The organism is Sphingobium salicis subsp. salicis (genome assembly GCF_049472635.1).
In the GTDB taxonomy this organism is placed as follows: Bacteria; Pseudomonadota; Alphaproteobacteria; order Sphingomonadales; family Sphingomonadaceae; genus Sphingobium; species Sphingobium yanoikuyae_A.
Map to the genome: position 1 here is coordinate 366,886 of NZ_JAYRCS010000002.1, position 22,883 is coordinate 389,768.

Genomic DNA, 22,883 nt, shown 5'->3' on the forward strand with positions numbered 1-22,883 from the left:
CCGGGATAGCTTGCAACGTTTAGGCACCTGCCGGCCTGCCATGGGCGGACCGGGTTCGGTGTCGATGATCGTTGCCCCAATTTCCAAGACAAGGAGAATGTGTTGATCCAGCGTCGTGCGTTCCTTCTGGCCGGTGTGGCGGCATTCGCCCTGCCGGGCGGGTTGATGGCGAAACCGATGGTGCGGGGCGGAAAGCCGCTGCGGGTCAAGATAGCGGGTGCCAAGGCGCCGATCGAGATTGTCGAGGATGAAATGGGCGTGCCGCATGTGCGGGCACAGTCGCTGCACGATGCCTATTTCGGCCAGGGCTATCTGGTGGCGCGCGACCGCTTGTTCCAGATCGACATGGATTATCGGCGCGACATGGGGCGGATGGCTGAAGCGTTCGGGCCGCGCTTCGTCGCGGCGGACAAGGCGGCGCGGCTGTTCCTGTATCGCGGTGACATCGATGCGGAACTGGCGACCTTGCCGCCCGGCGTGCTCGAATGTGCGCAGGGCTATGTCGCGGGCGTCAATGCACGGATTTCTGAACTCGAGGCCAACCCGGCGCAAATGCCGCTGGAATATGGCATATTGAACCTGACGCCGTTGCGCTGGGACGTGCGCGATCTGGTGCGGAACCGGGGCATCGGCATGGGCGACGCCGATGATGAGGTGCGGCGCGCGCAGATGCAGGCCAAGGGGCTGCTGGCGCATGACGCGCTGATGGCGCCGCTGCGCCCGGCCTGGCAATTCACTGTGCCGGAAGGGCTCGACTGCTCGGCAGTAAGCGAGGCGGATCTGGGTGTGCTGGACCCGGCAAACCGGCCAGTGCCGTTCGACACGATCCAGGAAGCCTCGCTCGACCGGGCGGAACGCCGCGCCGATCGCTTTGCGCAGGGCAGCAACGCCTGGACGATCGCCGCGTCGCGCAGTGCGACCGGGCGGCCAATATTGGCGAATGACCCGCATCTGGGCATTGGTGGTAACAGCCCGCGCCATATGATCCACCTGACCGCGCCGGGGCTGGACGTGATCGGCGCAGGCGCGCCGGGCCTGCCGGGGATCATGCAGGGGCATACCGAGCGTTTCGCCTTTGGCCGCACCAATTTCCATATCGACCAGACCGACCTGTTCATCCTGCGCACCGACAAGGATGATCCCGAGCGTTACTGGCACAAGGGGCAGTGGAAACGGTTCGAGACGTTCGAGGATGAGATCGCGGTCAAGGATGGGCCGATGCAGCGGGTGACGCTGCGCTATGCGCAGGGCCGGCCGATCGTGGCGCAGGATGCCAAAAAGCAGCGGGCCAGTGCCTTTGCCACGGTCAGCATGTTGCCGGGCGCGAACATGCGCTTTGCCATCATCGCGATCAACCTGGCCAAGGACTGGCCGACGCTGCGGCGGGCGTTCAGGATCCATACCTCGCCGACCAATTTCCATTATGCCGATGTAGACGGCAATACCGGCTGGCAGACGATCGGCTTCACGCCGATGCGCCCGAAGCATGACGGGCTGTTCCCGGCGCCGGGCGACGGTGATTTCGACTGGACCGGGATCTTGCCGGTGGAGGAAATGCCGTCTGTCCATAACCCGAAGGAAGGCTGGTTCGCGTCGGCCAATCAGCTTAATATCCCGGCCGATTATCCCTATGGCAAGAAGGTCATCAGCTTCGACTGGAGCGATCCTTTCCGCTATGACCGCATTGCCGAAGTGCTGCGCAGCCAGCCAAAGCATCGGATCGAGGACAGCATCGCGCTGCAGCATGATGTCCAGTCGCTGCCGGCGCGGGCGCTAGTGAAATTGCTGCCGGACAAGCTGTTGCCCGAAGCGCAGCCGGCGGCGGCCTTGCTGAAGCGCTGGGATTGCGGGCTGGAGGCGGATAGCGGCGCGGCCCTGCTCTATGAGATGGTGATGCCCGAACTGCAATCGGGCTTCCGCGATCTGGTGGTGCCGGCGGCGGCGCGGGAATATATTCCGTCGGTCAATCTGTTCGAAATGCTGCGGATACTGGCCGCGCCCGACACGCGGCTGGGGCCGGTGCCGGATCTGGCACGCGATGCGCTGATCGAACGATCGCTGATCGCCGGGTGGAATAAGGCGGTGGAACTGGGCGGTGCCGATCCCGCGCAATGGCGCTGGGGTGATCTGCATCGGGTGACGCTGGCCCATCCGCTGTCGTCGCTGCCGGGGGTCGCAGCGGCTTTCCCGAAGATCGAGGGTGGGCGGTCAGGCGGCGACGGCTTCACGCCGATGGCGCGCGGTTTCAATGCAAAGCGCGGCTATCAGGTGTCGCATGGTGCCAGCTATCTGCTGGTCGCGGATGTCGGCGCATGGGACAATAGCCGCTTCCTGCTGCTGCCCGGCCAGTCGGCCGACCCGCGATCGCCGCGTTATCGCAATTTCTACCCGCGCTGGCTGGCGGGCGAGATGCAGCCGCTGTGGTTCAGCCGCGCTGCAGTGGAGCAGCATGCGGCGGACCGGGTGGAGATCATTCCAGCATAAGGCTTATAGCGCCGCCGCTATGTCGACCAGCGCGCGGTCGACGGCGGCGGTGGCCTGTCCGTCAGTGCCATCGGGCATGTCGTTGGCGAGGGCGGAGAAGACCAAAGTGCGGCCGCTTTTCGTGATGAAATAGCCCGATACGGCGCGCGCGGCGTTGAGCGATCCGGTCTTGGCGAACAGCTTGCCTTCCAGCAGCGTGCCCTTGAAGCGGCCGCGCAGCGTGCCGTCATGTCCCGCGATCGGCAGCGTCTCGCGCCAGGCCATGCCCCAGGGCTGGCGGGCGATCCATGTGAGCAGGGTGACAGCGGCGCGCGGGGTGATCCGGTTATAGGATGACATGCCCGATCCGTCGGCGAAGCTGTAGCTGCTTTCAGGCAGACCGGCTTGCGCCATCAGTCGGTGAAGCGCGACTTGCCCATCGGCGATCGAGCCGCTCGCCTGCGCGCGGGACACGCGGCGCAGCATCAGGTCGGCGTGGAGATTCTGGCTCTGTTTGTTGATGATGCGCATGTCCTGCGCCAACGGCAGAGCAGGGAGTTGCGCAAGCATATCGGGCGAGGGCGGTTGGGCGGCAGGCGCGTCCTTGCGGATGGCAGGATCATCGGCGGGGGCAAGCGGGCGGTGGCGGGTGAGGATATCGCCATCGACCCTCACGCCGCGTGCGAGGAGCGCCTCGCGCAGCCGCCAGGCGGCATAATGGGCCGGATCGTCGATGCTGAAATGGAGCGTGGCGGGTCTCGCTTCCACGCCGATCGTGCCGGTCAGGCGGATGAGGCGGCTGTTGGGCGCGCGGTCGGCCGTGATCGCTTCGCTTTTGCCGAGGACGGTGATGATACGGTTGTCGATGCCGTAATAGGCCGGCGCGGTGACGGCTGGCGATGCGCCGATCGCGGCGGGCGCGACCGACGCCGTCACCTCATTATCGTCCAGCGTCAGCGCGGAAATGCCGGTGCCATAGCGTGACTGGATATTGTTCCAGCTCATCCCCGGTCCCCAGCGTTCGTCGGGAAACCAGCTATCGTCGCCCACGATGTTGCGCACATGGCGTGTCTTCGCGGCGACCGCGTCGGCCAGCGTCTGGAGGCAGTTGATCGTGCAGCCGTTCGCGCTGGACAGGCGCGCGTCGCCATGGCCGACCAGAATGACGTCGCCCCGATCGAGGCGGACGCCGGTGCCCCGTGCCGCGGCGTCGAGCGCGGGCAGATCGGCATAGGCGGTGGCGGTGGTGAACATCTTGGTATTGGAGGCTGGGATGAAGCGCTGGTCCGGGGCGATGGCGAGGATCGGCTCGCCATCCAGCGTGGCGACCATCAGGCCGTAGCGAGTGCCGGCAGGCCCCTGCGCCAGCTGCTGTTCGACCGCGCTGAGGAGCGGCGGCGGCGCATTTTGGGCGGAAAGGCTGGTCAGTGGCAGGGTGAGGGCGAGCAGGGGGAGGATGATACGCATGAGGTGGATCATAGAGAGCAGGCAGGGCAGGGGAATAGGGCGTGCACGGCGCAAGCCATAACCTGCGGCAATGGGGCGGACTTGCGGTGCTGGCGGGGATCGGACTAGCCTTTTGCGCATGCTGTCTCTTGTCCTAGCTCTCGCCTCCGCTCCCGTTGTTGCAGTCCCTGCGGTGCATCCGCCTGTCGCGATGGTTCGGGTGAGCTTCGATCGCACGGGCGTGACCGATAGCAAGGTCAGCGGCCCAGCCGACAAGGCGACGGGGCGGGCGCTGACCATTGATGATCCGGTGCGGGTTGCGTCCATTTCCAAACTGGTTGTTGCCATCGGTGTCATGCGGCTGGTGGAGGCGGGCAAGCTGCACCTGGACCAGGACGTGTCCGACTGGCTGGGCTACAGGCTGCGCCACCCCGGCTTTCCCGATCGGCCGATCACGCTGCGACTGCTGTTGTCGCACCGGTCCGGGCTGGTCGACAGCGCCGGCTATGCACTACCGCTGAATGCGGACATGCGCGCCACCCTGGCCAAGGCGGAAGCATGGGATGCGCACCACGGGCCCGGCGACTGGTATGCCTATACCAATCTCAACTTTCCGGTCGTCGCTGCCGTCATGGAGCGGGCGACCGGGGAGCGGTTCGACCGATTGATGGATCGGCTGGTGCTAAAGCCGCTGAAACTGGACGCCTGCTATAACTGGTCGACTTGTTCGGATGCCCGCGCTGCGCAGGCGGTGGTGCTCTATCAGGACGGGCAGCCGGTGCGGGACGATAATAAGGGCGCGAAGCCAGACTGCACCGTGACGCCGGCCCGCGATGGCAGTTGCGATCTGTCGACCTGGGTTGCAGGGCGCAATGGCGCGATCTTCTCTCCGCAGGGCGGTCTACGGATTTCGGCGCGCGGACTGGCGACGGTGGGCCGCCTGTTTCTGGGGCGTGGCGTGGTCGATGGCCGGCGCCTGCTGAGCGCGCAGAGCATGACGCAACTGATGACGCCGCTATGGACCTATGGCGGCGTCGATGCCGCCAATGGCGTGACCGGGGAAGCCGATACGGGTGACACGAACACCGGTTTCACCTGCCGCTATGGTCTGGCGATTGCTTTCCTTGCGACGTCCGCCAAGGGTTGTGCCGACGATCCGTTCGGCGATGGCCGCCAGCGTATCGGCCATGCCGGCGATGCCTATGGCCTGAAGTCCGGACTGTGGATCGATCCGAAGCGCGGTACAGGCGTGCTCTATTTCGCGACGGATGTTCCGGCCGGGCGTGGCGCGGTCAGCGCCTATACGCCGGTCGAGGAAGGGTTGGCGCAGGGGCAGCTCCCCTAAGCGGCATCCCACGCCGCGATCAGCGCGTCGCCCACCGCAGGGCGCAGGGTGAAGATGCCGCTGTCGGCATGGCGGGTGGGATGAACGCGGTTGGTGAGCAGGGTCCAGGCGAGGCCGCGCTCGAAATCGATCCATAGACCCGTGCCGGTGAAGCCGGTGTGGCCGATCGTTGCGGTCGAACAGGCGTCGCCGCCTGACCAGCTGGCAAAGGCGCGTTCCCAGCCGCAAGTGCGGTGGCCCAGTTGCGCGGTGCGGGTCTGGGCCAGCATCGCGGGGGATAGGATCGAGCCGTCGAGCATCGTTCTGGCAAAGCCCAGCACGCCGTCGACCGTGCCGAACAGGCCGGCATGGCCCGGCGCGCCGCCCAGTGCGGCGGCATTTTCGTCATGCACTTCGCCCTTGAGCACCCGTCCGCGCCAGCTGCATGCCTCGGTCGCGACGGCGGGGCCAGGGGGCGGGCCGTAGGACAGGCCATCGCCCAGCGGCCAGTCGCTGAGCGGCGCACCGGTGATGCGTTCGATCGCGATGCCGAGCATTATGAAATTGATGTCGGAATAGACTGGCGGGCCATGGTGCCATTCGCGCTGGAGGACGAAGGCGCGCAGCCGCGCGGGATCATCGCCATAGGTGTAGATCGGCTCAACCGCGGGCAGGAAGCTGCGGTGGGCGAGGCAATCACGGAAGGTCAGCTTGCGTTCCGCTGCATTGGCGACGTCATATTGGCGCAGGTCGGGAATGGCGTCGGTCAGAGGACGGTCGAGATCGAGTCGGCCCTGCTCCGCCAGTTGCAAGATCATGGTGGTGGTGGCGATCACCTTCGATACGGAGGCGAGGTCGAACCAGTGGTGGCGGGTCAGGGCTTCGCGTTCGGGCAAGATGGCGGCTGAACCGACCAGGCGCACTGCGCTTTTGCCGTCGGCACTGACGATGCCAAGGGTCGCGCCGGGGATGCGGCCACTGGCGACCGCTTCGACCGCCGGGGCGAAGGCGGCTTCGCAGATTTCATCTATCATTATTGGTCCTAAACGGTTCTGGCCCGAACGCGCATGACGATCGGCAGGAAGAAGATGGCGGCGAAGCTGAGCGCGCCCGACAGGATGAAAAAGCCGTCATAGCCGATCTGCTTCTGGATCGCGCCGGCCGCGCCGCCGATCAGGCGGGGCAGCAGGAAGGCGAAGCCCGACAGGAAGGCATATTGGGTGCCGGGATAGCGCGGGCTGACCAGCATGGAGAGATAGACGACAAAGACGGCGCCTTCCAGGCCATGGCCGAACTGGTCCACGCCCGCCGCGACATACAGGACGAAGGCGGACGGTTCGGCATACCAGAGCCAGACGAACACCCAGTTGCCGATGGCCGAGGCGCAGGCGCCGATGATAAGCGCGACCGTCATCGGCAGGCGCGCGGCGCACAGGCCGCCCAGCGCCACGCCGGCCATGGAACAGGTGAGGGCGACGACGCCGTCAGCCATGCTGATCTGTTCCAGGCTGTAGCCCGCCGCATTCCACAGCGGATGCGAGAGGGTGAGTGTCAGCACGTCGCCCATACGGTAGAAGGAGACGAAGGCCAGCACCGGCAGCACGGCATAGCCATAGCGCCAGAAAATCTCGACATAGGGGGCGATGAAGCCGGGCATTTTCGCCGGCGCATCGGCCGGCAGGCGGCGGATGCGCGGCAGGGCGATGGCGAGCGCGACGAAGGGCAGCAGCGCGACTGCCAGCACGATCGGCGTAACATTGGTTTGGGCGGAGAAGCCCGCGCTCTGCACGGCAGAGAGTAGTACCCAGCCGATCAGCGCGGTGGCCGCGCCGGTGACGGCGAGGATGACGAGGCTAACGAGGGTGCCGCTGATTAGAGCGCCGGTGCGGCCTTTCGTCTTTTCCTGTTCCGGGCGCATGGCGGCGAGAATGGGGAAGGGTAGGAAGGCGGCGATGGCGATGGCGAGATAGGCCCAGGTCCAGTCGGCCCAGGCGGCGACAAGCACCGCGCCGCTGCCCGCCGCGACCATGGCGCTGCGATAGCCCCACAGGTTTGCGGCGACGATCGGCCCCTGCTGCGCCTGTGTGGGCGCCAGTTCGATGCGCCAGCCATCGGCCGCGACTTCCAACGTGGTCGTCCAGAAGGCGAGCAGGATCGCGAAGAGCGCTGTAAGCGGCAGGCTCTGGTCGCTGGAGGTGAAGGCCATGGCGACCATGGAGAAGAAGATGCCGAGTTGCGACAGCATGATCCAGCCGCGCCGCCTGCCCCAGAAATGGGAGAAGCCGGGTACGCTGTAGCGATCCAGCAAAGGCGCCCAGACGAATTTGAAGGTCGGCAGCAGCGCGATCCACGCAAAGAAGCCGATGATGACGATGTCGATGCCATGCCGCGCGAGCCGCAGCGTCAGCACCGCATTGAACATGTAGAAGGGCAGGCCGGCGGAAAAACCGAGGAGGAGATAGAGGCCCAGCGTGCGGAGCGGCGGGCGCTCTGGCGTGGGGCCTTCGGTCAGATCGGCGGCGATCGATGCTGTCATTCAGCCGATTTCCTTGAGTTCAGTCACAAAGTCATAGCGGTCGCCGCGATAGACGGAGCGGGTGAATTCGACCGCCCGGCCACCGGGGATGCGGGTGATGCGTTCGATACGCAGCACTTCGCTATTCTGGCGGACACAGAGCAGGCCGGCTTCGGTCGGCGTGGCGAGCGAGGCGCGGACGCGCTGCGTGCCGGAGGTAGGACGGAAACCGGCCCGGCCCATCGCCTCATAGAGGGAGTCGCCGATGGTCGTGAGGTCGGGCAGGCAATCGGCCGGAACGATGGCATGTTCGATCGCCAGCGGCTCGCCGCCCGATAGGCGCACGCGGCCAAGGCGGGCGACGCGGGCGGACGGGGAAATAGAAAGCGCGGCGGCCTCTTCCTCGGTCGGCTGGGCATAGCTTTTCATCATCCAGATGACGCCGGGATCTTCGCCGCGTGACAGGGCATCATGGGTGAAACTGGACAGGACGGAGGCGGGCGTTTCGATCCGGCGGGCGACGAAGGTGCCGGAACCCTGCTTGCGGAACAGCACGCCTTCCTCGATCAGCTGTTCGATCGCTTTGCGCACGGTGACGCGCGAAATGCCGGCCATTTCGCTGAGGTCGCGTTCGGACGGCAGGGCGTTGCCCGGTATGATCCCGCCGCTTTCGATATGATCGCGCAGATTGCGCGCCAGTTGCAGGTAGAGCGGCGTCCCGTCTTCCCCCCGTGCGACCAGTTTTTCCCGCATGTCCCCCTATTCCCCCCCTTGCGCGGCGCGCATCGCGTCCGGCAGATTCTGGCCGTGGATTTCAAGAAGACGGTGCGCTTCGTGCGTTGCTACCCCCATGGCAACAAGCACCGCCTGCTTGATGTCCTGTCCCGCTGCATCGAGTGCGCGCGATGCGGCGGCCATGTCCACATCGGCAATGTCGCGCACCATGGCCTCTCCACGCAAGCGCAGCTTTTCGTTGGAAATGCGCATGTTGACCATACGGCCGCGATAGACGAGGCCCATGCGCAGCATGATTGCGGTGGACAGGATGTTGAGCGTCGCCTTTTGCGCGGTGCCCGCCTTCATCCGGGTGGAGCCGGCGACGATTTCGGTGCCGGTTTCCGGGACTAGCCCGTGGTCGGCGGCGGCGGGCAGAGCGGTATCGCAATTGTTGGCGACGGCAATGGTCAGCGCGCCAGCCTCTCGAGCGGCAGCGATGGCGGCGAGCGTGTAGGGGGTGCGTCCGCTGGCGGCGACACCGATCACCACATCCTGCGGGCCGACGGCGGCATCGGCGATTTCGGCGCGGGCTGCGTCCGCATCATCCTCCGCCCCTTCGGCCGCTTCGGTGAGCGCTGCTAGGCCACCCGCCATTAGGAATAAGAGGCGTTCTTGCGGCCAGTTATAAGTGGGATAAAGTTCGACGCCATCCTGTACCGCGATGCGGCCGGAGGTGCCGGCGCCGACATAGACCAGTCGCCCCTGCGTGCCGAGGCGCGCGGCGGCGGCTTCGGAGGCCAGTGCGATGGCCTTCGCCTGCGATCCGATGGCCGCGATGGCGGCCATCTGCCCTTCCAGCATCGCTTCGACCGCGCGAATGGTCGGCCATTGGTCGATGTCGACATAGCGCGGATCGATGGTTTCGGTACTCATGGACACTCCGTGGCCGGTCGTTGACGCCCGGCTTTAATCGGTTCAACTTCATGCGCAGCAGGCAGTATGTGTGCAAGCGGCGCTTCTGGCATGTGGTATTGTCCTTGTTGCATTTCGATGCAACCAAAATAAATCCAATTGCCTTTTTTCGTTCATTTGGTATTGTTTCGGCATGATCGCGATACAGGATAAGAGCCGTACCACGCTGATGGCGCGTGAGGCGGCTGAAGCGCCGGAACGCTGTGCGGCGCAGATTGCGCGCAATGCCGGTCTGATGCGGGAGGTTGGGCAGCGGCTGCGCGTGCTGGCGCCGCCCTTTGCCGCAACGCTGGCGCGGGGCAGTTCGGATCAGGCGGCGGCCTTTGCCAAGGTGCTGCTGGAAACGCGGGCGGGCTTGCCGACATTGAGTCATGCGCCATCGATTGGCTCGTTGTACAAGGCGACGTCGCCGCGCTTCAAAGGCGTGCCGCTGATTGCCATTTCGCAGTCGGGGCGCAGCCCGGACCTGATCGCCGCAGCGGTGGATGCGCAGCGGCAGGGCGCGCTGGTGGTCACCATCGTCAATGATGATGCGTCGCCGCTGGCGGAGTTGGCGGATATCTGCATTCCCATCCATGCTGGCCCGGAAACCAGCGTGGCGGCGACCAAGAGCTTCATCGGTACGTTGGTCGCGTTGGCGCACCTGGGGGCGGAATGGAGCGAGGACAAGGCGTTGCTGGCGGCTTTGGCGTCTGTCGGCGATGTGCTGGAGGCGGCGGTTGCGGCCGACTGGACCGGGGCTGTGCCGTTGCTGAAAGAGCCAGGCAATATGCTGGTGCTGGGGCGCGGCCTGACCCTGCCGATCGCGGGGGAAGCGGCGCTGAAGTTCAAGGAAACGTCGAGCCTGCATGCCGAGGCGTTCAGCATTGCGGAGGTGGCGCATGGGCCCATGACGTTGATCGGCGAGGGTGATCCGGTGTTGGCGCTGGGACCGATCGATGCGGCGCGGGCCGGGCTGCGCGAACGGCTGGAGGATTTCCGGGCGCGTGGGGCGCAGGTGATTGCGGTGGGCCATCCTGATGATGTGGCGGCGGCGACGCTGGCGTTGCCGGGGCAATGGGATGTGCATCCGGTGCTGAATGCGATCGCGCAAATACAGAGCTTCTATGGCCTCGCCAATGCGCTGTCGCTGGCGCGCGGGTATAATCCCGACGCGCCGCCGCATCTGGCTAAGGTGACGCGGACGCTATGAACGGGCAGGCGCTTGTCGGTGCAGCGATCGTGCAGCCGGATGGGATTGCCGATGATGGCGCGCTGCTGCTTGAAGGCGGGCATATCCTTGGCATCGTGGCGCGGGACGCGGTGCCAGCAGGATATGATACGGTAGCGCTGGAGGGCGGATGGCTGCTACCCGGCTTTATCGACACGCAGGTCAATGGCGGCGGCAACATACTGTTGAATGATCAGCCTGATGTGGAGGGCATCCGCGCGATTGCGAGCGCGCATCGGCGGTTCGGGACGACGGGTCTGTTGCCGACGTTGATCAGCGATGATGCGGATGTGGTCGATGCGGTAATCGCGGCAGGAGAAGCTGCGCTCGTGCAGGGCGTGCCCGGCGTCCTGGGCCTGCATATCGAGGGGCCGCACCTCAACCCGGTGAAGAAAGGCATTCATGACGCCGCCAAATTCACCGCCATCGATCCCAAGGTGCTGGAGCGGCTGACGCGGCCGACGATCGGGCGGCGGATCGTGACGCTGGCGCCGGAACTGGCACCGTCGGGGGCTATCCGGGCGTTGCGTGATGCGGGGGTTCTGGTCGCGGCGGGGCATAGCCTGGCTGATTATGACCAGACGGTCGCGGCGCTAAGCGAAGGCTTGAACGGCTTCACCCATCTGTTCAACGCGATGACGCAGATGGGAAGCAGGGAGCCGGGCATGGTGGCGGCCGCATTGCTGGATCGGAGCAGCCATTTCGGCCTGATCGTCGATGGAGTACATGTGCATCCAGCGACCCTGCGTGTGGCAATTGCTGCGCGCGGACTAGAGGGTGCGATGTTGGTGACGGACGCGATGCCGCCGGTGGGAGGTGCGCAGCGTAGCTTCACCCTGATGGGACAGTCTATCCATGTCGTGGATGGCATATGCCGCGGGCCGGACGGAACGCTGGCGGGATCGGCGCTCAATATGGCGCAGGCGTTTCGCAACGCGATAGACATGATGGGCTGTTCCATGGTTGAAGCGTCGCGCATGGCGAGCGGCAATCCGGCGCGCTTTTTGCGGCTGGAGGATCGCAAAGGCGCGATAGCGCCTGGGCTGTGCGCGGATCTTGTTCACATGGACTGCGACCGGCAGGTGCGGCGGACCTGGATCAATGGGGAGATGGAGGAGAGCAGCGAATGAGGGGCCTGCTGCCCCGGCTGCGCGCGATCGTGGGCGCGCGCCATGTGCTGACTGGCTCACAGGCGACCGCGCGCTATCGCCATGGCTATCGTACCGGATCGGGCGCTGCGCTGGCAGTAGTGCGGCCGGGCAGTCTGGTCGAGCAGTGGCGAGTGGCGCAGGCCTGTGTGGCGGCAGATGTGTCGATCATTATGCAGGCGTCCAATACCGGGCTGACCGGCGGATCGACGCCCAATGGCGATGGTTATCCCGGCGGCTGCGTGATCATCAGCACAACGCGGATCAACGGGCTGCATCTTATCCGCAATGGTGCGCAAGTCGTCTGCCTGCCCGGTACGACGCTTTATGCGCTGGAAAAGGCGCTGGCGCCGCTGGGGCGAGAGCCGCATTCGGTGATCGGCTCCTCCTGCTTCGGCGCGTCGGTGGTGGGAGGCGTGTGCAATAATTCGGGCGGATCGCTGGTGCAGCGCGGGCCTGCCTATACGCAGCTCAGTCTCTATGGCCAGATCGGCGCGGACGGGGCGTTGCGGCTGGTCAATCATCTGGGCGTGGCGCTGGGCGATGATCCCGAAGAGATGCTGCGGCGGCTGGAGAGTGGCGACTTCCGGCCCGACGATGTCGATGCGGCGGCGGATCGATGGGCGCATGACTGTGGTTATGCCGGCCATGTGCGCGATATCGACAGCGCGACGCCCGCTCGATTCAATGCCGACAGTCGATGCCTGTATGAAGCTGCGGGCAGCGCCGGCAAGATCATCGTCTTTGCCGTGCGGCTGGACAGTTTCGTGAAGGAAGAAGGCGCCACCACCTTCTATATCGGGACCAATGATCCCGCACAGTTGACGGCGATACGGCGCACCATATTGGGTGAATTCAGCCTTCTGCCGGTGGCGGGCGAATATATGCACCGCGACGCGTTCGACATTGCCGATGGTTATGGCAAGGACATGTTCATCGCGATCGAGCGGCTGGGGACGGACCGGCTGCCCCGGTTGTTTGCATTGAAATCACGGGTTGATGCGCTTCCCCTTGTCGGGGCGGGGTTTAGCGACCGGATAATGCAGCGTATCGGCCGGATGCTGCCCGATCATCTGCCGCCTGAGATGCGCGCCTGGCGCAATAGGTTCGAGCATCATCTGCTGCTCAAGATGCCGTTGGCGGCGGTTGCGGATACCCGCGCTTTACTCACCGATCTATTTGCCGCCGGCGAGGGGGGGTATTTTGAGTGTAGCCCAGCGCTGGCGGCCAAGGCGTTCCTGCATCGCTTCGTCGCGGCGGGGGCGGCGGTGCGTTATCGCGCAGTGCATGCTCGCGAAGTCGAGGATATCGTGCCACTGGACGTAGCTTTGCCGCGCAATATACCGGAATGGCAGGAGAAATTGCCGCCGGATCTGGCGGCGCAGAGCATCCATAGCCTCTATTATGGCCATTTTATGTGCCATGTGTTCCATCAGGATTATATCGTTCGTAAAGGCGTAGACCTGCTGGCTTTCGAGCATCGCATCTGGGCGCTGCTCGATGAGCGCGGTGCGGAATATCCAGCCGAACATAATGTTGGCCATCTCTACAAGGCAAAGCCCGATCTTGCGGATTTCTATCGCCAGATCGACCCGCGCAACCAGTGCAATCCCGGCATCGGCCAGACAGTGCGGGCGCGCCATTGGGGCGAACAGCAAAAGGAAGTTCCATCATGAGCTATTTTTTGGGCATCGATGCGGGTGGCAGTAATTGCCGTGCGCGGCTGATCGACAGTGAAGGCAATGTGATCGGCACAGGACAGGGCGGAACGGCCAATGCTCGGATCGGCCTGGAAGCGCTCTATACGACATTGTGCGCGGTATCCAATCAAGCGATCGCTGAAGCGGGACTTTCTTCGATGCAGGTAGAAACGATCCGTGCGGGCATGGGCATTGCCGGCATTTCTCGACCGGGTGTGCGCGACGCGCTGGAGAGGTTCGCCTTTCCCTTTGCCTCAGTCAATTATGGGACGGACGCCTTCATCGCCAACTTAGGGGCGCATGGCGGCGCAGATGGGGCAATCCTTATTTTAGGAACGGGGAGTATCGCGCAGGTGCGCGCAGGTGGCCGGGACTTTACCATCGGTGGCTATGGTTTCCCTATATCAGATGAGGGCAGCGGCGCTGCACTGGGCTTGAGCGCAATGCGCCATGCTCTGCGCGCATTGGACGGGCGATCACAGGCCACTCCTCTGAGCCGAGCGGTAACAGAGCGGTTCGATCATGACACAACGAAGGCGATCGGCTGGATGGATAAGGCTACGCCTAAGGACTACGGCAGTTTTGCGCCTCTGGTGATGGACTACGCTGAAGCGGATGATGCCATTGCTCGTTCGATCGTCGAGGATGCGGTCCAGCATATCGAACGGTTCATCGAGACAATTTTTGAACGCGGAGCTAGCCGCTGCACGCTGGTCGGCGGATTGGCCGATCGCATGCAGCCTTGGCTGCGGGCGCGAACGGTGGGGCGGTTGAGCCCTAAGTTGGGCGATCCGCTGGACGGTGCATTGCTCTTTGCCAGCTATTTGTGATGCATTTCTTGGTTTCACAATTTTGGGGTTAGGGTCGATTATGCGCAGAACATTCAGGGCACTTGCCGCACTTCAATCCGCCTGCCCGCTGACAATCCTGGCGCGGATCGACATTCAGAGTAACCAGATCGTGGCGGCGTCGCGGTTTGTGAAGCCGGCGAAGTGGATGGTGCGGCGATCGTAGCGTGTTGCGAAGCGGCGGAAGTGTTTGAGCCTGCCGAAGCATCGTTCGATACGATTGCGGTGTTTGTAGATCAGCGTGTCATGCGGGATGGCGACCTTACGGCAGCGGTTTGAAGGTATGACCGCTTCGGGCCCATTTTCGCGATGATTGTCCGTAAAGCATTGCTGTCATAAGCTTTGTCGGCGAGCACGACGCCGCCTTCCTGCCCGTGCAGCAGGGCCGGCGCTTGGGTAACGTCGCCAGTCTGGCCGGGCGTGATGATGAAGCGCGGCCGTCTGGGTGCTTTCTGCGCCTCGCCGACGAGCCTGATGCGCAGCAGGCGCGCACTCGCCACCTTGTCGAACCGCAGGGTCACGGCCGTGAGCGCGGCGTCGCAGCGCGGCGCGCGAAAGGCAAGCTGTCCGCCGGCCCGCCAATGGGGCCCGAAATCACCGCTGCGCACATGCTGGCGCTCCACCGCGCCATCGGCAAAGGTGAATGCGACGCCGAGACGATCGAAACGCGAGCTGTGGACGATCAGCGACAGGTCGTCGGGCTCCCCTGCGCGAGCGGGCAGCGTCGCGCGAAGCCAGAGTGTTCCCTTCTGATATCCTAGAGGCGCGCCGCGACAGGCGAAGGGGGAAGGCGCGCGATCGCCCTGCGCCACCGCCTGGCTCACGGCATGGCATAAAGGATGGCCGATCCGCAGCATTTCCGCGGCGGCGGGGGAGGACCATCCAAGTGCCATCATCACCATGCATGCGATCATGCACAGGAGAGGGAGGATGGTCCGGAAAAGGCGCGGCATGAGCGATTCGCACATCATCGCGGCGCGGCCTATGACAAAATCCCCAACAGATCATGGACAATGCGATGAATGCGCGTGGACGCCGCGGATTCTTCCGCTACCCGCGCCGGGGCCTGGCGAATGCGCGGAGGCGGGGGCTTGTGGCTGTTCCCTGGCGGACGGGAGAGGCGGAGCATCGGCGCGTGCGTGCCCATGGCATCAAGCCTGCGGGACGGAGGGCGGTCAGCGACGCGCGCCACCGCGCGCCATTGCGGCACGGCGGAGGCTCAGCCTTGACGGGCGCGATTGGCTGTCGGGCGCGCTGGCGGTCGGCTGGGCGACGCGGGAGGTGTGAGACACCCTGCTTTCACCCGCATGCGCGGCGGGCCGGTCGATGTCGAGTTTGAGACGCAGGCGCTTGAGCCTGGTCAATCGGGTGCTGGGCATGATGGAATTCCCCCCTCGTCGAAAATGTGTCGGACGCCCGTCTAGCGACTTCGAGCCCAGGAGGTGCGAATGCCTCACAGGAGCAGAAATTTCCCGAAAAATGCCGCGCTCGGCATGTGGGGCGCCTTGCTTGCCGACAAAGGCTATGATGGCGACCGCTTCCGCGAGAACCTGCTCCTGAGCAACATTTTGCCGGTCATCCCACCGCGTTCGAACCGCAAGGTTATCCGCATCGCCGCCTATCTCAACTGGGTGTTCGAAAATCAGGACCAGAACGGGGCCGAGGCCCGATCCGCGTGCAAGCCCGCAAGGCGCAAATGACATGCCACGCGGCACGCGGCGCGAGCTCATCGGCATACTGCTTGGCGATGATCCTTATCCCGTGCTGCGTGTCGCCGATGGAAATGGCGGCTCGATTGCAGCAGCTCCTGCCGCCATTTAACGAAAATCCCGCGTCTTCACCTTGATGCCCTGGGTCGGCTGACCCGGAATGATGTCCAAGCCGTGGTCGGAAAGATCGCTGGGACCTCGCTCCAGCGGCTTGTTGGTGGCATCATGCGGATTGGGGGCCATGGCGCTTCGGACGATATCGGCACGGCTGCCTACTGTTGCGAAATGGGCGTCAAGTGCAACCGAAGCGTAGGCCTGTCGGAACGGGGTGCCGCGACGGAGGGCGAACTTTGGCAAGAAGATCGGCCAAATGACCGGCCAAATTGCCACTCCATAGCCCATCAGGCAGTGCTGAAAGTAAAGCATAAAGGCTGGGAAAACGGCTATTCTTGGGCTAATGTGAGCATAAGAGAACCGGCTAGAAGGATCGGCCAAAACTGTGGCAGTGAACGTCGAATCCCCCACACAGATCGAGCCTGCACGGATCGATGCACCGGCCGGTGATTTGCCGGATCTCGTCGTCGAAATAGCAGCCAGGGCCGAAGGTCTCGGGCGAGCACTTCATCCGCAGACCGCACTCCATCTAGCCAGCCTCGTGCGAGTGATGAACACCTACTACAGTAACCTCATCGAGGGGCACCGCACCCGTCCACGGGATATCGAGCGCGCGTTGGCCGGCGAACGCGATGACGATCAACGAGATCTCATGGCCGAAGCTGCCGCGCATTACCGCGTACAGGAAGCCATCGATCGCGCTGCCATTCATGGCGAACTTCCCGATCCTGCCGACCCAAATTTTATCCTGCAACTGCACCGCGATTTCTACGCGGATGCCTCGATCGACATGCTCACCGTGCGCGGTGGGGAGCGAAGCTTTGTCATGACGCCGGGCGAATGGCGATCAAGGGCCGAGCACGATGTCCAGATCGGCCGCCACACTCCGCCATCGTCGGCCAGAGTGGCCGATTTCATGAGCTATTTCTTCTCGCGGTTTGCCTTTGAACCCAAGGATGGAATGCGCTTGACCGCAGTGGGAGCCGGGAAAGCAAAGCGTATACTGGCACTGGCAACAGCACACCACCGGTTCAATTGGATTCACCCCTTTCCCGATGGCAATGGCCGGGTTAGTCGGTTGATGAGCCACGCCATGGCGCTCAAGGCAGGGATCGGCGCGCACGGGCTATGGTCGGTATCTCGAGGGCTTGCGCGCGGGCTGGAGCCCGGAGATGCTGGCCGGACAGAATATCGCAAATACATGGCCTTAGCCGATGCACCGCGCCAGGGAGATCGCGATGGCCGGGGAAACCTTTCCGAAGCGCATCTGGTGGGATTTGCTGAGTGGTTTCTCAAAGTCTGTCTCGATCAAATCAGCTACATGTCGGGCGTCTTCGAACTCGACACCCTATCGAAGCGGCTTGAGCGCCATGTGTTGATCACAGATGGCTTGTCTCCGGAGAGTAACTGGTTACTCCAGGAAGCCCTTATTCGAGGAGAATTCGAGCGGGGTGCAGCTCCGCGCCTTACGGGTCTGCCCGAGCGCAGCGCGCGACGCGTCCTAAAGGAACTCACCGACGCTGGACTGCTGGCGTCCGATACCCCGAAGGGGCCGGTATCACTTCGTTTCTCGAGTGACACCCAGGATACGCTTTTCCCAAAGCTCTTCGCCTGACAGCGACCCTATACCGACGTGAGCGGTCGTGCTCAGCTCTCCAGGAGCGGTCCGGCAGCTTGTCTTCGCCCTTCCGGGCGGATGGGCGCTGTCGGCCTCAGTGTGCAGCCACCCAATCCTTGAGTGCTGCATCGATCCGTGACTGCCAACCCGGGCCGCCGGATTTGAAATGCTCGATCACCTCGGGCGAAAGGCGCAGTGTGGTACTAACCTTTTTCGGGGCTTTCTGCGGACCGCGTGCACGAATCGACTTTGCGAGATCCGGGAAGGCCTCAGCGAAAGGCTTGGCCCTGGCGAAATCCTCAGCAGTCCATTCAGGATTATTGCTGACCGCATCCATATCGGCCTTGGTGTAACCGAGAGCGGCGTTTTTCGGGTAGGTCATGGCAAGAGCCTCCGTTCCGTAATGCTGGCCGGGCGGGCCGAGATGATCGAGACGCCTTCGGTGCCCAGCACAGCGAAAATCACCGTGATCTTACCGTTCATCTCACCGATGGCGGCAAAGCGTCCATCCTTCGCAGGCATGACCAGGGCGGAGAGGAAGAACCCTTCGCCCACATCGGCAAAGTCGATCCCGTGCTTGACGAGGTTCGCTTGCCGCTTCGGCTCATCCCATACGATGATCATAGCATTTTGTAGTTACGATTTGATTAGCAGTCAATCGCTTATCGTTACTACAAAATGCCGTTGGTGTCGTGATCGATCTTCGAATCCGCCGGGCGCCGCAGGCGAACGTGCTCCAGAGGGGAAAGCGGACCGTAGGCTCATTTTGACCGGATCATACATGGAACGGCGAATTTGGTGACTGGCGGCCACGCTCGCGGCCGGCACGTAGAGGCACTTCTGCGCCCGCCCCTTTGCGGGCGCTCAGACGCCAAATTTGGGGTCCCAGGAGCGGTCCGTCTGCTTTCCATAACTCGATGCCAGAAGCGGCAGCAAGAAGGCAAGCAGGCGTGAGCGGATGATTGTGGAAAATGCCGTTTCCAATTTTAAGTCGAACATAGTGCAGTACAGCCACCCTTCCGCTCCATTGAAACACCAACCTTTCAGCGCTAACGCGGCTTATTCGCAAAGCCGGAGTCAGCAATGAAGGCGTTTGATATCAATTTGTTGCCAACTCTTTCTGTTTTACTTCAGACGCAGAGTGTCAGTCGGACAGCCATGCGCCGGGGCTAAGCCAGCCGACAGTCAGCCGAGCTTTGAGTGAGCTGCGTAAGCTTCTATCCGATCCGCTTCTGGTCCGGACCAGTCGAGGCATGGCGCTGACTCAACGCGGCATGGAATTAGCCAAACCTCTCGAAGAGTGGATGGCGATAACGGCGGCTGTGTTGCAACCCGCGGATTTCGATCCAGCAACACTGGAACGCCGATTTTCCATCGCTGCGACGGACTATGGCATGCTGTCGGTCCTTTTTCCCATACTGCCATCGATCGGCAAGACCGCGCCGGGATGTCAGGTCGAAATATCCGGCTACACCGACGATATGTTCAAAAGACTGGCGACCGGTAAGCTCGACCTCATCATCCATGGGTTCAAGCCGGATGTATCCGTTGCCCATGCGCGGCATCTGTTCACGGAAACCCAATCCTTGGCGCGCACATTGGCGTAAAGTCGAGTTTAAGCAGGTGATCGGATGCTAAGCCAGGCCACACGCCTCCACCCCAGCGGATCGCCACGTCGACTTGCTCGGTGCCGAAGTCGACGTAGCGGTTGCCGACATTGAGTCGAATTTCAAGTTCGGGGTGCACTGCCTGAAAGCTGTCGATGTGGCGCGCCAGCAGGCGTTCGGTGAAGGTGTTGCTGGCCGTGATCCGCAACACCGCCTCTTCACTTTCACGCAGCTCCGTGAAAGCCGCTTCGATCTCATCGAATGCCTTGCAGAGACGAGCGGCTACGCGCCGGGCGTCATCTGTCAACATGGCCCGTCGGCCATGACGCTCAAAGAGCCGCAATCCCAGGCGCCCCTCCAGCACCTTGATCTGATTGCTGATCGCGGCCTGCGTGGTCCCCAACTCATGAGCCGCCGCAGTGAACGTACCGCAGCGAGAGATCGCTTCGAACGCCCTGATTGCGAGCAATGGGGGATGATTCCGAGACATGGCTCTTGATAAATTGGATTTATAAGACCGTCCAACAGTCGATTGGATCGTAGTGCTCGGTCACGGTAGGCAACGAACTTTATGGCGAACAACACGGGTATCTCCCGTCTGATGCGGAGAGCGATATGAGTATGGCTGATTGGAACGGCGCACCACGTCCTCGTAGTGTCGCTCTCGACGGGCGTTATGCACGGCTTGAACCGCTGGAACCGAAGCATAGCAAGGATCTGCTCCGGTCGGCGCTTGAAGCGGGGCGGAAGAACGGTTTCGTTATCTGTTCGATCAACCGCCCATCGACGAGAAGGAGTTTGCGGACTGGATCGAGCGATCTGCCGCTTCCACCGATCCCCTGTTCTTTGCCGTGGTCGACAAAGCAACCGGACGCGCGGAAGGTCGACAATCCTTGATGCGGATCGACACCACTCACGGCGTCATCGAAATCGGCAACATATTGTGGGGGCCGGCGCTGGCCCGCACACGCGCAGCAACGGAAGCCTTCTATCTGTTCGCGTCTTACGCCTTTGATCAACTCGGCTATCGTCGGCTCGAATGGAAGTGCGACGATCGCAATCAACCATCGAAGCGCGCGGCGCTGCGTTTCGGGTTCATCTTCGAGGGCGTTTTCCGTCAGCATATGGTGGTGAAGGGCGAGAACCGTGACACTGCCTGGTTCGCGATTACCGATACCGAGTGGCCCGGCGTGTCGGCAGGGTTGCAGGCGTGGCTCGACCCTGCCAACTTTGATGACGAAGGCGGTCAGGGCCGTCGCCTCGAAGAGTTCCAGGGTAACGAGGCGTGAAGGGGCAGGCCTTGATTCTGCGCCCGGTGTTCCCACAAGATCATGAGGTGTGGCTGCGGCTGTCGCCAGCGTCGTGATGTGCTTTGCTGCGCATTGTCGTGTCGAACTGGTCGAGCGCGTACCGGACAGACAGCCGGGCACCCGGGGAGGGATTTGTCCTTAAAAATTGACGGTCCGTTTCCAAGCATAGTAATTTTGCGGGCGAATGGCTTGGATGGGCGCGTAGTATTCATCCCGGCTGTCGACCCATTGCTGCCGTTCGGAGGTCGATTTTCAATCGCCAAGTGTTGACGGTCTGCTTGTTAGATTCGATTAAGGCCGTGCTTCTCCCGCAGTGTAAGCTGAAAGGGGGCACCCAAGCATGCTGGCAGTTTGAACGCACCGCCCTCGAAAAGATGGGTCGCGCGTTTTGAAGATGTCGATCCCGCAGTCTGTTTGTCACATTTCCCCTCTAGCCACCCCCAGAATCGACACTTCGTCATAATAAACGGTCGCGGAACTGGGATGAGCGGAACGGACAGGGAAAGAGCGCGCTGGCTGCTGCGTAATATCTTGCCGCATGAGCCTGCTTTGCGCGGCTGGCTGGCGCGTCGGCCATTGGGCGGACTGGAACCCGACGATATCATTCAGGAGTCCTACAGCATCTTCGCGGAGATGGATCGGGTGGACACCATCGCCTTTCCCCAGGCCTATCTGTTCCAGGTAGCCCGGTCTGTGGTAACCCGCCATGTCCGTCGTGCGCGGATCGTTCCCATCCACGCGGTCGACAATCTTGACCATCTGGACCATCCTGACGATACCGCATCACCTGAGCAGACGGCGATCGACCGGGATGAATTGCGCCAGCTGGCCTGCGCGATCGCGGCCATGCCGCTCAAGACGCGTGAGGCGTTCATCCTGCGCCGGGTCGAGGGCCTGCCTCAGCGCGCAATCGCCGCGCAGATGGGTATATCGGAAAATACGGTCGAGACGCATATTTCGCGCGGCATCCGATTTTTGATTGACTGGTTCGGTCGTGGTGGAAAGACGCTGCCCCAAACCTCTAGGGATGTGACAACGGAGACGCGCGCAGTTGATGGCCGGACAAGAAGACAGTCGCAGCATTGACCAAACCGCGTCCGATTGGGCGGCGCGGCTGGATCGTGGCGCGCTGTCTGCGGCGCAGGATGCCGAACTCAAGCAATGGCTGGCCGCCGATCCGCGCCATAAGGGTGCCCTGCTGCGTGCCCAGGCATTGTCGTTGATGAGTGAGTCCGCGCAGGCGCTGGGCCCAGATTTCGACCCTCGTCTGTTCGAGCCAACAAAACAGCGCGGCCTGTCGCGACGACATTTGCTCGGCATCGGCGGTGGTGCGCTGGCCGCCATGGCGGGCATGGCGGCATTGACCGTCGGCATGCCAGCATCGGGTGCGGAAATCCGCACCGGTCGCGGCGAGATGCGGCTGGTGCCGCTGGAGGACGGGTCGACCGCGCTGCTGAATACTGACAGCCGCATCCGGATCCTCTATGGTGAAAAGGAACGTCTGGTCTCGCTACTGGATGGCGAAGTCTATTTCTCGGTCGCACGCGACGAGCGGCGCCCATTCATTGTCGAGGTCGGCGGTCGCCGATTGCGCACAGCGCAGGCCGGCTTTCGCGTCCGCAAGCTGGCCAAGGCGCCTGTCGACATACTGGTGCATCAGGGACTGGTCGAACTGCCTGCGGTCAATCCCATGAGCGGTCAGGTCGTTGCCCTGGCTGGCAATACCCACATGGTCATGGCCAATGCGGCAACCAGCCTGTTCGTCGCGGAACGGCCCGAACCGATCTCGCCCGAGCGCATCAACCGGGAGCTGGCCTGGCGCGACGGGAAACTGGCCTTCGAGGGCGAGACCTTGCAGCAGGCGGCCAATGCCTTTGCCCGTTACAGCGAAACCCGCATCCTTATACCGGACGCGGCACTGGCGCGCGAACCTGTAACGGGTCTGTTTACAGCCAATGATCCCGCTGGCTTCAGTCGCGCCATTTCGACCATCTTCGATGCTCGCCTGGTCCGGCAGGACCATGACCTCATCCTGAGCCGCACAGCGCAGTCGAAAAAAAATTGACCCCGTATTAGCGGAACTGCCGGCCTCCCACCTCTTAGGGTCGAACGCCGTGCAGAGCGCGGCCAGCAGGGGGCTACCAGCTAATGTATTCGCGTCATTCTCTCCTCACTTGTGGGG

The 22,883-nt window shown here is 63.1% G+C and carries 22 protein-coding genes and 2 pseudogenes; 13 read left to right on the forward strand and 11 right to left on the reverse strand.

Going from position 1 to position 22,883, the window contains the following annotated elements:
• The first annotated feature begins 99 nt into the window (after positions 1-99).
• Positions 100-2,484: a penicillin acylase family protein gene (locus tag VHN57_RS26265; RefSeq protein WP_327197082.1), complete on the forward strand. Its 2,385-nt coding sequence runs from the start codon at positions 100-102 to the stop codon at positions 2,482-2,484.
• Positions 2,485-2,487: 3 nt separating this feature from the next.
• On the opposite strand, the gene dacB is transcribed toward VHN57_RS26265, so the two are convergent.
• On the reverse strand, positions 2,488-3,930 hold the full coding sequence (gene dacB, locus VHN57_RS26270) for a D-alanyl-D-alanine carboxypeptidase/D-alanyl-D-alanine endopeptidase (RefSeq protein ID WP_234792400.1): 1,443 nt from the start codon (positions 3,928-3,930) through the stop codon (positions 2,488-2,490).
• Between the two features lie 190 nt (positions 3,931-4,120).
• Between dacB and VHN57_RS26275 the strand changes: the two genes are divergently transcribed.
• A complete protein-coding gene (locus VHN57_RS26275; RefSeq protein ID WP_051035781.1) occupies positions 4,121-5,254 on the forward strand; it encodes a serine hydrolase domain-containing protein in 1,134 nt (377 codons plus the stop codon).
• Here VHN57_RS26275 and VHN57_RS26280 read toward each other — a convergent pair.
• Genes VHN57_RS26280 through VHN57_RS26295 form a run of 4 tightly spaced genes read right to left on the reverse strand, consistent with a single transcriptional unit; the run spans position 5,251 to position 9,398 of the window.
• Positions 5,251-6,267: a serine hydrolase domain-containing protein gene (locus tag VHN57_RS26280; RefSeq protein WP_017502152.1), complete on the reverse strand. Its 1,017-nt coding sequence runs from the start codon at positions 6,265-6,267 to the stop codon at positions 5,251-5,253. The two genes, VHN57_RS26275 and VHN57_RS26280, sit on opposite strands and share 4 nt — an antisense overlap.
• An 8-nt stretch (positions 6,268-6,275) precedes the next feature.
• Positions 6,276-7,769, reverse strand: coding sequence for an MFS transporter (locus VHN57_RS26285; protein WP_063976950.1), 1,494 nt, complete (start codon positions 7,767-7,769; stop codon positions 6,276-6,278).
• On the reverse strand, positions 7,770-8,501 hold the full coding sequence (locus VHN57_RS26290) for a GntR family transcriptional regulator (RefSeq protein WP_017502154.1): 732 nt from the start codon (positions 8,499-8,501) through the stop codon (positions 7,770-7,772).
• A gap of 6 nt (positions 8,502-8,507) precedes the next feature.
• Positions 8,508-9,398 carry an N-acetylmuramic acid 6-phosphate etherase gene (locus tag VHN57_RS26295; RefSeq protein WP_125999159.1) on the reverse strand — a complete coding sequence of 297 codons (891 nt, stop codon included), beginning with the start codon at positions 9,396-9,398 and terminating at the stop codon, positions 8,508-8,510.
• Between the two features lie 172 nt (positions 9,399-9,570).
• Here VHN57_RS26295 and VHN57_RS26300 point away from each other — a divergent pair, with 172 nt between their 5' ends.
• From VHN57_RS26300 to VHN57_RS26315, 4 genes are read left to right on the forward strand one after another with little or no spacing between them, the layout of a single operon-like run.
• Positions 9,571-10,629, forward strand: coding sequence for an SIS domain-containing protein (locus tag VHN57_RS26300; protein ID WP_069337486.1), 1,059 nt, complete (start codon positions 9,571-9,573; stop codon positions 10,627-10,629).
• Positions 10,626-11,777 (forward strand): N-acetylglucosamine-6-phosphate deacetylase, encoded by a 1,152-nt coding sequence (gene nagA / locus VHN57_RS26305; RefSeq protein WP_069337485.1) that lies wholly within the window; start codon positions 10,626-10,628, stop codon positions 11,775-11,777. Before VHN57_RS26300 ends, nagA begins: the two co-directional genes overlap by 4 nt.
• Positions 11,774-13,471, forward strand: a complete 1,698-nt coding sequence (gene dld / locus VHN57_RS26310; protein WP_069337484.1) for a D-lactate dehydrogenase — start codon at positions 11,774-11,776, stop codon at positions 13,469-13,471. Before nagA ends, dld begins: the two co-directional genes overlap by 4 nt.
• Positions 13,468-14,325 (forward strand): glucosamine kinase nucleotide-binding domain-containing protein, encoded by an 858-nt coding sequence (locus tag VHN57_RS26315; protein ID WP_017502894.1) that lies wholly within the window; start codon positions 13,468-13,470, stop codon positions 14,323-14,325. Before dld ends, VHN57_RS26315 begins: the two co-directional genes overlap by 4 nt.
• A gap of 254 nt (positions 14,326-14,579) precedes the next feature.
• On the opposite strand, the gene VHN57_RS26320 is transcribed toward VHN57_RS26315, so the two are convergent.
• Complete coding sequence (locus tag VHN57_RS26320) at positions 14,580-15,200, reverse strand: hypothetical protein (RefSeq protein ID WP_125999161.1); 621 nt, start codon at positions 15,198-15,200, stop codon at positions 14,580-14,582.
• 318 nt (positions 15,201-15,518) lie between these two features.
• The gene (locus VHN57_RS26325) at positions 15,519-15,722 is read right to left on the reverse strand and encodes a hypothetical protein (protein WP_017502892.1); all 204 of its coding nucleotides are present in this window, start codon (positions 15,720-15,722) and stop codon (positions 15,519-15,521) included.
• Between the two features lie 129 nt (positions 15,723-15,851).
• On the opposite strand from VHN57_RS26325, the pseudogene VHN57_RS26330 reads away from it, so the two are divergent.
• Positions 15,852-16,043: pseudogene (locus VHN57_RS26330) on the forward strand (hypothetical protein); the annotation flags it as partial.
• A 117-nt stretch (positions 16,044-16,160) separates the two neighbouring features.
• Here the strand turns inward: VHN57_RS26330 and VHN57_RS26335 are convergent.
• The gene (locus tag VHN57_RS26335; RefSeq protein WP_080727349.1) at positions 16,161-16,478 is read right to left on the reverse strand and encodes a hypothetical protein; all 318 of its coding nucleotides are present in this window, start codon (positions 16,476-16,478) and stop codon (positions 16,161-16,163) included.
• Between the two features lie 73 nt (positions 16,479-16,551).
• On the opposite strand from VHN57_RS26335, the gene VHN57_RS26340 reads away from it, so the two are divergent.
• The gene (locus tag VHN57_RS26340; RefSeq protein ID WP_026109546.1) at positions 16,552-17,781 is read left to right on the forward strand and encodes a Fic family protein; all 1,230 of its coding nucleotides are present in this window, start codon (positions 16,552-16,554) and stop codon (positions 17,779-17,781) included.
• A 97-nt stretch (positions 17,782-17,878) separates the two neighbouring features.
• Here VHN57_RS26340 and VHN57_RS26345 read toward each other — a convergent pair whose 3' ends face one another.
• On the reverse strand, positions 17,879-18,166 hold the full coding sequence (locus tag VHN57_RS26345) for a BrnA antitoxin family protein (protein ID WP_017502886.1): 288 nt from the start codon (positions 18,164-18,166) through the stop codon (positions 17,879-17,881).
• Positions 18,163-18,408 (reverse strand): BrnT family toxin, encoded by a 246-nt coding sequence (locus VHN57_RS26350; RefSeq protein ID WP_017502885.1) that lies wholly within the window; start codon positions 18,406-18,408, stop codon positions 18,163-18,165. Before VHN57_RS26350 ends, VHN57_RS26345 begins: the two co-directional genes overlap by 4 nt.
• 554 nt (positions 18,409-18,962) lie before the next feature.
• Here VHN57_RS26350 and VHN57_RS26355 point away from each other — a divergent pair.
• Positions 18,963-19,046: pseudogene (locus VHN57_RS26355) on the forward strand (helix-turn-helix domain-containing protein); the annotation flags it as partial.
• Between the two features lie 12 nt (positions 19,047-19,058).
• A complete protein-coding gene (locus VHN57_RS26360) occupies positions 19,059-19,391 on the forward strand; it encodes a LysR substrate-binding domain-containing protein (RefSeq protein ID WP_412458749.1) in 333 nt (110 codons plus the stop codon).
• Here the strand turns inward: VHN57_RS26360 and VHN57_RS26365 are convergent.
• Positions 19,354-19,881, reverse strand: a complete 528-nt coding sequence (locus tag VHN57_RS26365; protein WP_037522378.1) for a LysR family transcriptional regulator — start codon at positions 19,879-19,881, stop codon at positions 19,354-19,356. The genes VHN57_RS26360 and VHN57_RS26365 overlap by 38 nt on opposite strands.
• A gap of 274 nt (positions 19,882-20,155) precedes the next feature.
• Here VHN57_RS26365 and VHN57_RS26370 point away from each other — a divergent pair, with 274 nt between their 5' ends.
• The 3 genes from VHN57_RS26370 (at position 20,156) to VHN57_RS26380 (ending at position 22,766) form a co-directional block, all read left to right on the forward strand.
• Positions 20,156-20,680 (forward strand): GNAT family N-acetyltransferase, encoded by a 525-nt coding sequence (locus VHN57_RS26370; protein WP_423286538.1) that lies wholly within the window; start codon positions 20,156-20,158, stop codon positions 20,678-20,680.
• 570 nt (positions 20,681-21,250) lie between these two features.
• Complete coding sequence (locus VHN57_RS26375; protein WP_423286458.1) at positions 21,251-21,787, forward strand: RNA polymerase sigma factor; 537 nt, start codon at positions 21,251-21,253, stop codon at positions 21,785-21,787.
• Positions 21,756-22,766, forward strand: coding sequence for a FecR family protein (locus VHN57_RS26380; RefSeq protein ID WP_125999163.1), 1,011 nt, complete (start codon positions 21,756-21,758; stop codon positions 22,764-22,766). Before VHN57_RS26375 ends, VHN57_RS26380 begins: the two co-directional genes overlap by 32 nt.
• Positions 22,767-22,883: the final 117 nt, after the last annotated feature.